The sequence below is a fragment of the Flavobacterium saccharophilum genome (assembly GCF_900142735.1).
Classification (GTDB): domain Bacteria; phylum Bacteroidota; class Bacteroidia; order Flavobacteriales; family Flavobacteriaceae; genus Flavobacterium; species Flavobacterium saccharophilum.
This window is the reverse complement of record NZ_FRBY01000001.1, coordinates 1,148,181-1,158,642: the sequence shown is the minus strand read 5'-3', so window position 1 is coordinate 1,158,642 and position 10,462 is coordinate 1,148,181. Positions and strand designations below refer to the sequence as shown.

Below are 10,462 nucleotides of genomic sequence, written 5' to 3'. Positions count from 1 at the left end.
TATATTTGTACAATAAATACCATTATTCCCATAAATGAAAAAAATATCACTTTTACTAATTTGCTTTTTAATTATTTCATACGCAAAAGCACAAGAACGAGCAATTACCACCGGAGTTCCTTTTTTGCTAGTAGCCGCTGACGCCAGAGCAGCAGGTTTGGCAGATCAGGGTGTAGCAACTTCTGCTGACGCCTTTTCTCAGCAATGGAATCCCGCAAAATATGCTTTTTCAGAAGACAAGCAAGGTCTATCGATCAGTTATACTCCTTATTTAACCGATTTGGCCAACGATATTTCACTTGGTCAGTTAACGTACTACAACAAAATCAACGACAAAAGTGCCTTTGCAGGAAGCTTTCGTTATTTTGGATTTGGAGATATTGAATTAAGAACAACTGGAGATCCAAATGAGGCCGCACGTATAGTATCACCGAATGAATTTGCTTTAGACGGTTCCTATTCTTTGAAATTAAGTGAAAAATTCTCCATGGCTGTTGCAGGGAGATATATTCGCTCCAATTTAAAAATTGCTTCAGAAGATGTTGATGCTTCTGCCGCAGGATCTTTCGCAGTAGATGTTGCCGGATTTTATCAATCAGAAGAAATTGCCTACACTGATTTTAACGGAAGATGGAGAGCAGGTTTTAATATGCAAAATCTGGGACCAAAAATCAGCTATGACAATGATGACATAAGTGCTAACTTTTTACCAGCTAATTTAAGACTTGGCGGAGGTTTTGATTTTATTTTAGACGATTATAACAAAGTAAACCTTAGTGTCGAATTTACCAAATTATTAGTTCCTACTCCTCCGGGGCCTGGAACTCCAGTAGATGCTAATGGAGATGGTGATTTTACTGATCCAGGTGACATTTCGCAAGAACAAGCGAATACTATTAATTACAATAATTATAATGACATAGGATGGGTTGAAGGTATTTTTAAATCTTTTACTGATGCACCAGACGGTTTTAGTGAAGAATTAAAAGAAGTTACCTATAGCGTTTCCGGAGAATACATGTATCAGGATGCTTTTGCAGTTCGTGCCGGTTATTTTCATGAGAGCCCTGAAAAGGGAGCGAGACAATTCTTTTCACTAGGAGCTGGCTTCAAATACAATATTGTAAAAATCGATGTTTCTTATTTATTCTCAACATCAAAAGTTAAAAATCCGTTAGAAAACACACTTCGTTTTTCTTTAACGTTTAACTTTGGCGACAAATACGAAACTTATTAAAGAGATAAAATAAAAAAACAATAACAATCCAAATTTCTATTTTTTAGGAATTTGGATTTTTTTTCCCATAAAAACAATGAAAGAAATAAGTGTTACATCATCATTTGAAGTATATGATAACCTAAAAGAACTTTCTACAGAAATTCAGGATTTAATGAATCAGGCTGTTGAAATTCGTAAAAAAGCCTATGCTCCCTATTCTCAATTTAGAGTTGGCGCTGCATTACTTTTAGATAATGGAAAAATAATTTTAGGATCAAATCAGGAAAACGCAGCGTATCCTTCAGGATTATGCGCAGAACGCGTAGCCATCTTTCACGCAGGAAGTGTTTATCCCGAAGCTAAAATCTTAAAAATGGCAATTACAGCCGCTTCAGATAACAATCAGACAAAAGCTCCGATTCCACCTTGTGGTTCTTGCCGTCAGTCAATTGCAGAATATGAAATCAAACAAGAAACCCCTATAGAAATCTATTTTATGGGCGAAATAGGTGAAGTTTACAAATCAGCATCCCTAAAAAATTTGCTTCCATTTATGTTTGATAAAAAGTTCTTGTAAAAAAAAGCCAAAAAGTAGCGTTTAAATTTTAGTTCTTAAATCTAATGTCTTATTTTTGCATCCCGACCTTTCGGGCGCAAATTTGTGGGAGGAAACTATTTTGCGTTATAGGCAACAATTGATAACACAAACAACTTTAGCAAAAGAAAGAATTCAGATGAAAGAAGTTACAAAAGAAGTATATTTAAAGTGGTACGAAGACATGCTGCTTTGGAGAAAGTTTGAAGACAAACTTGCAGCACTATACATTCAACAAAAAGTTAGAGGTTTTCTACACTTATATAATGGTCAGGAAGCTGTATTAGCGGGCGCTTTGCACGCTATGGATTTGACCAAAGACAAAATGATTACTGCTTACAGAAATCACGTACAGCCAATTGGTATGGGAGTTGATCCTAGACGTGTAATGGCTGAACTTTTAGGAAAAGCAACAGGAACTTCTAAAGGTATGGGAGGTTCTATGCACATTTTCTCTAAAGAACACCGTTTTTACGGAGGTCACGGAATCGTAGGTGGACAAATTCCGGTAGGAGCTGGTTTAGCTTTTGCTGATAAGTATTTTGAAACTGGCGGTGTTACCATGACTTACTTTGGTGATGGAGCTGCAAGACAAGGTTCATTACATGAAGCTTTCAACATGGCTATGCTATGGAAACTTCCAGTTGTATTTATCGTTGAAAACAACGGTTATGCAATGGGAACTTCTGTTGAAAGAACTGCAAACCATACTGATATCTGGAAACTTGGTTTAGGATACGAAATGCCTTGCGGACCAGTTGACGGAATGAATCCTGTAAAAGTTGCTGAAGCAATGACAGAAGCAATTGAAAGAGCTCGTCGTGGAGACGGACCAACTTTCCTTGAAATGAAAACGTACCGTTACAGAGGACACTCTATGTCTGATGCACAATTATACCGTTCTAAAGAAGAGGTTGAAGAGTACAAAAAAATTGACCCAATTACTCAGGTTTTAGATGTAATTATGGATCAAAAATATGCTACAGAAGAAGAAATTGAAGTAATTGACCAAAGAGTTAAAGACTTGGTTGAAGAGTGTGTGAAATTCGCTGAAGAATCTCCATACCCTGATTTACAACAATTATACGATGTAGTATACGCACAAGAAGACTATCCATTCACACCTCATAAACTATAATATATTATGGCGATAAAAGTAACAATGCCTCGTTTGAGCGATACTATGACGGAAGGAACGGTAGCGACTTGGTTAAAAAAAGTAGGCGACAAAATTAGCGAAGGAGATATCCTTGCTGAAATTGAAACAGACAAAGCAACAATGGAGTTCGAATCTTTTAACGAAGGAACTCTTTTACATATTGGAATTCAAGCCGGAGAAACTGCTCCAGTTGATTCATTATTAGCAATTATCGGAAACGAAGGAGAAGACATTTCAGCTTTATTGTCTGGTGGTGACGCTCCTGCCGCTGAAGCACCAAAAGCTGAAACTAAAGAAGCTCCTGCTGAAGCAAAAACTGAAACTGCTGCTCCTGCAAAAGCTGCAACTGAATTACCAAAAGGTGTCATAGTTGTAACTATGCCTCGTTTGAGTGATACAATGACTGAAGGAACTGTAGCAACCTGGTTGAAAAAAGTAGGTGATGCTGTTGCCGAAGGAGATATCTTAGCCGAAATTGAAACTGACAAAGCCACTATGGAGTTTGAGTCTTTCAATGCCGGAACATTATTATACATCGGAATTCAGGAAGGAAATACAGCTCCTGTTGACAGCTTATTAGCTATCATTGGGCCTGCTGGAACTGACATTTCCGGGATTGCCGAAAATTATACTGCCGGAGGTGCTGCACCTGCAAGCGCTCCTGCAACTGAAGAAAAAGCTGCTCCTGCTGCTGAAAAAGCTACTGAAGCTGTTGCTGAAACTTCATCAAATGGAGGAAGAATTTTAGCTTCACCTTTAGCTAAAAAAATCGCTTCTGATAAAGGAATCCAATTAACTCAGGTTAAAGGTTCTGGAGAAAACGGACGTATCGTAAAAAGCGATATCGAAAACTTTACTCCATCTGCGCAAGCTCAGCCTGCCGCAACTTCTGCTGCTAAACCACAAGAAGCCGCTGCTCCTGCTGCACCAAAAGTATTTGTTCCTGCTGGAGAAGTTTTCACAGAAGAGATCAAAAACTCTCAAATGCGTAAAATTATCGCAAAACGTCTTGCTGAATCATTATTTACTGCGCCTCACTATAACTTAGTGATCGAAGTAAGCATGGACGACGCAATGGCAGCAAGAGCGACAATCAATACTGTTCCTGATACAAAAGTATCTTTCAACGATATGGTAATTAAAGCTTGTGCTTTAGCCTTGAAAAAACATCCAAAAATTAACTCTCAATGGAAAGAAGATGCTATCATCATCAACCACCATGTTAATATTGGTGTTGCCGTTGCAGTTGAAGACGGATTAGTAGTTCCTGTATTGAAATTTACAGATGCTATGAGTTTATCTCAAATTGGTGCTTCAGTAAGAGATCTTGCAGGAAGAGCTAAAAACAAAAAATTAGGACCACAAGAAATGGAAGGAAGTACTTTTACAGTATCTAACCTTGGAATGTTTGGTATCACTGAATTCAATTCAATTATCAACCAACCAAACTCTGCTATCCTTTCTGTAGGTGCAATTGTTGAGAAACCAGTAGTTAAAAACGGTCAGATTGTAGTTGGAAACACAATGATGTTATCATTAGCGTGTGACCACAGAACAATTGATGGTGCAACTGGTGCTCAGTTCTTACAAACATTAAAACAATACATCGAAAGCCCGGTTACAATGTTGGCATAAATCTTTGTCAACCTGAGCGAAGTCGAAGGTAATTGATAATTAAATCCCGTTTTGTTTATTCAAAACGGGATTTTTTATTTAATTTCATCCTCAAAATTCAATACTTCATAAAATGAAAAAACTAATCCTTGTAACTTTATTCCTGACAGCAATTGCCTGCCAGAAAAAAGATCAAACCGAAAAACCAGCAGTTGTTGCAGACGAACACACTTTCGCTAAACCAGAACTTGCTGTAGTAAAACATTTAGATCTCGACATCAAAGTTGATTTTGATACGCAAACTATTTCAGGAAAAGCTTCGTGGACAATTGACAATGTAAGTAAAGGAAATGAAATTATCTTCGATGAGAATACATTAAACATTACCAAAGTAACTTTAGGAGATGACGAAAAGGAAACCAAATTTGAATTGGGTACGGCAGTTGAATTTCACGGAAAACCGCTTCATATTACTATTGAACCAAACACTACCAAAGTAAACATTTACTACAGCACAACAAAAGATGCTGTAGCCTTACAATGGTTAAATCCACAACAAACTGCGGATAAAAAGAGTCCTTTCGTTTTCTCTCAGGGAGAAAGTATTTGGTCACGCACCTGGATTCCGTGTCAGGATTCGCCGGGAATTCGTTTTACTTATAATGCAAAAGTTATGGTTCCTAAAGATTTAATGGCTGTTATGAGTGCTTCAGTAAATCCTCAGAAAAAGAACGATACCGGAATTTATACTTTTAAACAAGACAAAGCAATTCCGTCTTATTTGATGGCTATTGCCGTTGGAGATATTGAATTTCAAGCAATAGATAATAGAACAGGCGTTTATGCAGAACCTTCTTTACTAAAAAAAGCAGCCTGGGAGTTTGCTGAATTAGGAAAAATGGTTGGTGCAGCCGAAAAATTATACGGCCCATACCGTTGGGGACGTTATGATGTTTTGGTTTTACCTCCGAGTTTCCCTTACGGCGGAATGGAAAATCCAAACCTGACTTTCTTAACTCCGGGCGTAATTGCAGGCGATCGTTCCTTAACAAGTTTGTTAGCTCACGAATTAGGCCACAGCTGGAGCGGAAACTTAGTTACCAATGCAACCTGGGATGATATTTGGTTAAATGAAGGCTTCACCACTTATGTTGAACACCGAATTGGAGAAGAAATTTTCGGCAAAAAAGAAGCTGAAATGCAAAATGTTTTAACCCGTAAAGATTTGGACGATAATATAGCAGAATATGGCGCAACAAATCCTGATACAAGATTGAAAGTAAGCCTTACTAACAGAAATCCAGATGATGGAATTAGTCAAATTCCGTATGTAAAAGGATATAACTTCTTAAAAGTAATCGAAGCGGCTGTTGGTCGCGAAAAGTTCGATCCGTTTATTAAAAACTATTTTGATGCGCATGCTTTTCAATCTATTACAACAGAAGACTTTGTAAAATACTTAAAAGAAAATCTGATTAAAGATGACAAAGCTTTAGCTGATAAAATCAAATTAGACGATTGGATTTACAAACCAGGAGTTCCATCAAATATTACTGCCGTTTCTTCGGAAGATTTTACTGCAATTGATAATATTCAGAAAAACTGGAGAACGACCGGTGTTAAAGGATTAAGTGAGAAGATAAAATCAACTACAGAAAAACAGCATTTTATAGATTATTTACCTGCTGATATTTCTGTTGAGGAAATGACTGCAATTGATAATGAATTCAGTTTTACTAAAAACGGAAACTTCGTTATCAAACGTCAATGGTTCATTCAGGCGATTCGTCACCAATATAAAACAGCTTATCCAGCAATCGAACAATTTATGATTGCAACGAGCCGAACAGGTTCTTTAATGTCACTTTATAAAGAATTAGTAAAAACTCCAGAAGGAAAAACCTGGGCCAAACAGATTTTTGAAAAAGCAAAATCTGGATATCATGCAACAACTGTTCAGGCTGTTGAAGGTTTATTGAAATAGTTTTTCAGTCACGGTTTACAGTTTGCAATTTAAATCCCCGAATTATCTAGATAATTCGGGGATTTTTTTGTTCCCATTTGCCCTTTTCGACGAAGGAGAAATCACATTAGAAACTCCGTGGCTAAAATCGTCAATCTTTATCGAATACTGGATGCGATTTCTCCTTGTGCCGAAATAACAAACTAAACGAAAACATTGTTATGAAAATGATTGCCCTAGCCCCGATAGAAGTGGAAATCCTTTTGTGGCGGGGTTCGCCGCAAAAGATTGGAACGGATAGCGGGATTAGCTCCTAAAAAAACAACAAGGGAAAATTGTCCATCACATAGCGTTAATTCTCCATGTTCTAAAATCTGTAATCGTCGCACCTTTGTAATGTCAAAAGACAACAAATAAATAACAACATAAAAAATTAAATAAAATGACACGATTAACAGCATTAAACCCAGAAGAAGTAACAGGAAAAACAAAAGATTTATTCAACGCTGTACAAGCTAAACTAGGAGTTGTTCCGAACATGATGAGAACAATGGGAAATTCTCCAGCAGTACTTGAAGGATATTTAAATCTAAGCGGTGCTTTGAGCCACGGAAAATTGAGTGCGAGAACAGGAGAATTAATCGCATTGGCAGTTTCAGAAAGCAACTCATGTGATTACTGTGTTGCCGCTCACACTTTCATTGGAGGAAAACTATTAAAAACTGACGCACAAGTTTTACAAGATGCAAGAACAGGAAGTTCTGCCGATGCAAAAACAGAAGCGATTCTTCAATTTGCCAAAACATTAATAAGTAAAGGCGGATTAGTAAATAATGAAGATGTAGATACATTGAAAATTGCAGGAGTCTCAGACGCTGAACTTGCAGAAACCGTTGCTCACGTTGCTTTGAATGTTTTAACCAACTATTTCAACAATACAGCCAATACAGAAATTGATTTCCCAACAGTTCCAAGTTTAGAATTACAAAACTAATTCAACAAAAAACAAGCTATAAAGATAGTCGTGAATTCTTTCATGACTATCTTTATATTTTAAAAATGTCATTGATTATGAACAATCAGAATGTTTTTACATTAATAAACCCGCGAACCGGAAATCTGGCTTTCAAATTGCTTCCTTTTGGAGACAACAGCCATTTCGATCATTTGCAACGCAATAATTTTTTCTCTTTAATTTGGGTTACCAAAGGAAAAGGAAAGGTAAAAGCCGATTTTGCCGAACATCATTTTGAGGAAAACTCCCTCCTCGCCTTCTCGCCTTACCAACCTTTTATGCTTTGTGTAAGCGAACCAATTGAAGGAATTGCAATTCACTTTCATCCCGATTTTTATTGCATTCACATGCATCAAAAAGAGGTTTCCTGCAGTGGCGTTTTATTTAATAATGTGTATCAGCCGCCATTTGTTAAAATTACAGACGAAGCTTCTTCTACTTTTAAAATGGTTTTAGATCAGATGAAAACGGAAATTCAAAATACTGATTTGGCGCAATATGAATCTTTGGTTTCTTATTTGAAAATCTTTTTGATTACAGCTTCCCGATTAAAAAATCAGCAGTTAGAAGAAATGAAATCGGTTCCAAATTCTAAAGAACCTTTTATTCTTCAAAACTTAAAAGACGCCATTGAAGACAACTTCAAAACCAAACATTCTGCTGGTAATTATGCTGACATGCTGAATATTTCGGCGAAAGCCTTAGCTAAAATATCGAAAAACTATTTCAACAAAACACTAACCGATTTGATTGCCGAGAGAATTATTATTGAAGCCAAAAGAGAATTGTACATGACCAACAAAACGGTAAAAGAAATCGCTTACGAATTAGGTTACGATGACGAACATTATTTCAGCCGATTTTTTAAAACCAATGCTGATGTATCACCACAATTATACAGAGAAACGGTGGGATTTGGAAAAATGGCAGACTAATTTTTGTTCTTAGCTTCTATCCATTTTGCCATGTATTTAGTACTTTTTAAGGTATGATGCTGCAATAAACTTCCCATAAAATTTTGCAGACGGTGACTTTCAGAATCATTCAACAGTGAATTAATTTTTGTTATTAAAGCAGTTGAATATTTGCTTAACTGATAACATTCATTCACGATTGCAACTCCATTTTTTTGAGCTTGTTTCCACAAATTTTCATCATGATATAATTCAACCGCTTTTTTCGCAAATGTTTCAATATCATCTGAAATAAAACCATTCCAGGGTAAATTCGCATACATTGCCTCAGAACCAATTGTTGTAGTTATACTTGGAGTTCCGCATTGCATAGCTTCTAATAATTTTCCTTTTAAGCCCGCTCCAAAACGAATCGGTGCCAAAACTATTCTGGCATTTTTCACCACTTCATTTGCATCTGCTGCTCTTCCCATAATAAAAAAACCATTTTTAGGCTGATGCAATTGCAACACTTTTTGCGAAGGATAAGCGCCATAGACCTCTAAAACAGCTTCTGAAAATTGTTTTTTGATCAAAGGCCAAATCGATTCTTTTAAGTGCTGAACCGTATTCCAATTAGGTTCGTGAAGAAAATTTCCGATGAAAACAAAATTCTTGCGTTCTTCAAATAAAGGTAATTTTAAAAGATCCAGATCGGACATTTCATAGACCAGAAACGGCAAATAATACAATAAATCCGAATCAATTTTAAAAACCTCTTTCAAAACTTTCATTTCAAATTCGGAAATAATAAAAGAGAGATCGCATCTTAAAATACTGGCAATTTCACGTTTTGCTACTTCTTCTGACAATAAATCATTTAACGTAAAAGTTCTGTTTTCTTTGAAAGCTTTTTGTCTTGCAGTTCTTAAACAATGTAAATCTTCAGTATCTAATAATCGAATCGCTTTTGGACAATTTTCAGCCACACGCCAGCCAAATTGCTCTTCAATCATAAAACGATCAAACAAAACAACATCCGGATTTAATTCGATTACAAAATCATCAAAACTGGAATTATTTAATTCAATTGATTTTTTCTCTACTCCAAACTCAGATAAATCAACCATAAAATCACTATCTAACGCCGGACTTGCAAATGTAATTTCAAATCCATTTTGCTTAAAAATAGAAATCAATTGCATCATTCTTCCACCAGCCGCAGACGAATTTGGTTCGGGCCACACAAAACCTATAATTAAAAGTTTTTTTATCTGATTCATTTTATTTGTTTCAAGTTACAAAATAATACTATTTTACGCGGATTTGCACCATATTTGCTGACTTTCGGTCATAAAAAAACACTAATTTTGCAGAATACTTTTTTCTATAAAATTATGTTAGGATTAAAATTAGCTACAGACCCTCGTTGGGTAAATATAGTCGAATCGAATATCGAAGAAATTTTGACGGATCATGCCTGGTGCGAGCAGAAAGCAGCTTCAAACGCAATAAGTTTAGTTACTTATAATTCTGAATTAGAGGAATTAGTAACAGAAATGCTTGTAATTGCAAGAGAAGAATTAGAGCATTTGCAGATGGTTCACGACATTATTAAGAAAAGAGGACTTACGCTGGGGCGCGAAAGAAAAGATCATTATGTAAATGAGCTTTTTAAATTCATGAAGAAAGATGGAAGCCGAAAAGACGCACTTTGCGATCGTTTATTGTTTTCGGCAATGATTGAGGCTCGAAGCTGTGAGCGTTTTAAAGTACTTTCTGAAAATATAAAAGATGAAGAATTAGCCAAATTCTATCGTGATTTAATGATTTCTGAAGCTGGACATTATACTACATTTTTAGGTTTTGCAAGAAAGTATGCTGATAATGTTGATGTTGATAAGCGTTGGAAAGAGTGGATAGAATATGAAGGCTCGATCATTTCGAATTACGGAAAAAACGAAACAGTTCACGGATAATTATTATTTATTCGAATCTTATCTT

9 protein-coding genes are annotated in these 10,462 nt (G+C 36.1%); 8 read left to right on the top strand and 1 reads right to left on the bottom strand.

Translation table 11 applies throughout. From position 1 onward, the window contains the following. The first annotated feature begins 34 nt into the window (after nucleotides 1-34). From porV to BUA98_RS04825, 7 genes are all read left to right on the top strand, one after another. Complete coding sequence (gene porV, locus BUA98_RS04855; protein WP_072970455.1) at nucleotides 35-1,237, top strand: type IX secretion system outer membrane channel protein PorV; 1,203 nt, start codon at nucleotides 35-37, stop codon at nucleotides 1,235-1,237. A 76-nt stretch (nucleotides 1,238-1,313) separates the two neighbouring features. Further along, the gene (gene cdd / locus BUA98_RS04850) at nucleotides 1,314-1,796 is read left to right on the top strand and encodes a cytidine deaminase (RefSeq protein ID WP_072970454.1); all 483 of its coding nucleotides are present in this window, start codon (nucleotides 1,314-1,316) and stop codon (nucleotides 1,794-1,796) included. Nucleotides 1,797-1,953: 157 nt separating this feature from the next. Then, a complete protein-coding gene (pdhA, locus tag BUA98_RS04845) occupies nucleotides 1,954-2,952 on the top strand; it encodes a pyruvate dehydrogenase (acetyl-transferring) E1 component subunit alpha (protein ID WP_072970613.1) in 999 nt (332 codons plus the stop codon). Between the two features lie 6 nt (nucleotides 2,953-2,958). Further along, complete coding sequence (locus BUA98_RS04840; RefSeq protein WP_072970453.1) at nucleotides 2,959-4,608, top strand: pyruvate dehydrogenase complex dihydrolipoamide acetyltransferase; 1,650 nt, start codon at nucleotides 2,959-2,961, stop codon at nucleotides 4,606-4,608. A gap of 112 nt (nucleotides 4,609-4,720) precedes the next feature. Continuing rightward, a complete protein-coding gene (locus BUA98_RS04835) occupies nucleotides 4,721-6,571 on the top strand; it encodes a hydrolase/aminopeptidase (protein WP_072970452.1) in 1,851 nt (616 codons plus the stop codon). Between the two features lie 421 nt (nucleotides 6,572-6,992). Further along, complete coding sequence (locus BUA98_RS04830; protein ID WP_072970451.1) at nucleotides 6,993-7,544, top strand: carboxymuconolactone decarboxylase family protein; 552 nt, start codon at nucleotides 6,993-6,995, stop codon at nucleotides 7,542-7,544. Nucleotides 7,545-7,621: 77 nt separating this feature from the next. Continuing rightward, nucleotides 7,622-8,500 carry a helix-turn-helix domain-containing protein gene (locus BUA98_RS04825; RefSeq protein ID WP_072970450.1) on the top strand — a complete coding sequence of 293 codons (879 nt, stop codon included), beginning with the start codon at nucleotides 7,622-7,624 and terminating at the stop codon, nucleotides 8,498-8,500. Here BUA98_RS04825 and BUA98_RS04820 read toward each other — a convergent pair. Then, nucleotides 8,497-9,741 carry a glycosyltransferase gene (locus tag BUA98_RS04820; RefSeq protein WP_072970449.1) on the bottom strand — a complete coding sequence of 415 codons (1,245 nt, stop codon included), beginning with the start codon at nucleotides 9,739-9,741 and terminating at the stop codon, nucleotides 8,497-8,499. The genes BUA98_RS04825 and BUA98_RS04820 overlap by 4 nt on opposite strands. 114 nt (nucleotides 9,742-9,855) lie before the next feature. Here BUA98_RS04820 and miaE point away from each other — a divergent pair, with 114 nt between their 5' ends. Then, the gene (gene miaE, locus BUA98_RS04815; RefSeq protein WP_072970448.1) at nucleotides 9,856-10,437 is read left to right on the top strand and encodes a MiaE family protein; all 582 of its coding nucleotides are present in this window, start codon (nucleotides 9,856-9,858) and stop codon (nucleotides 10,435-10,437) included. Nucleotides 10,438-10,462 lie beyond the last annotated feature (25 nt).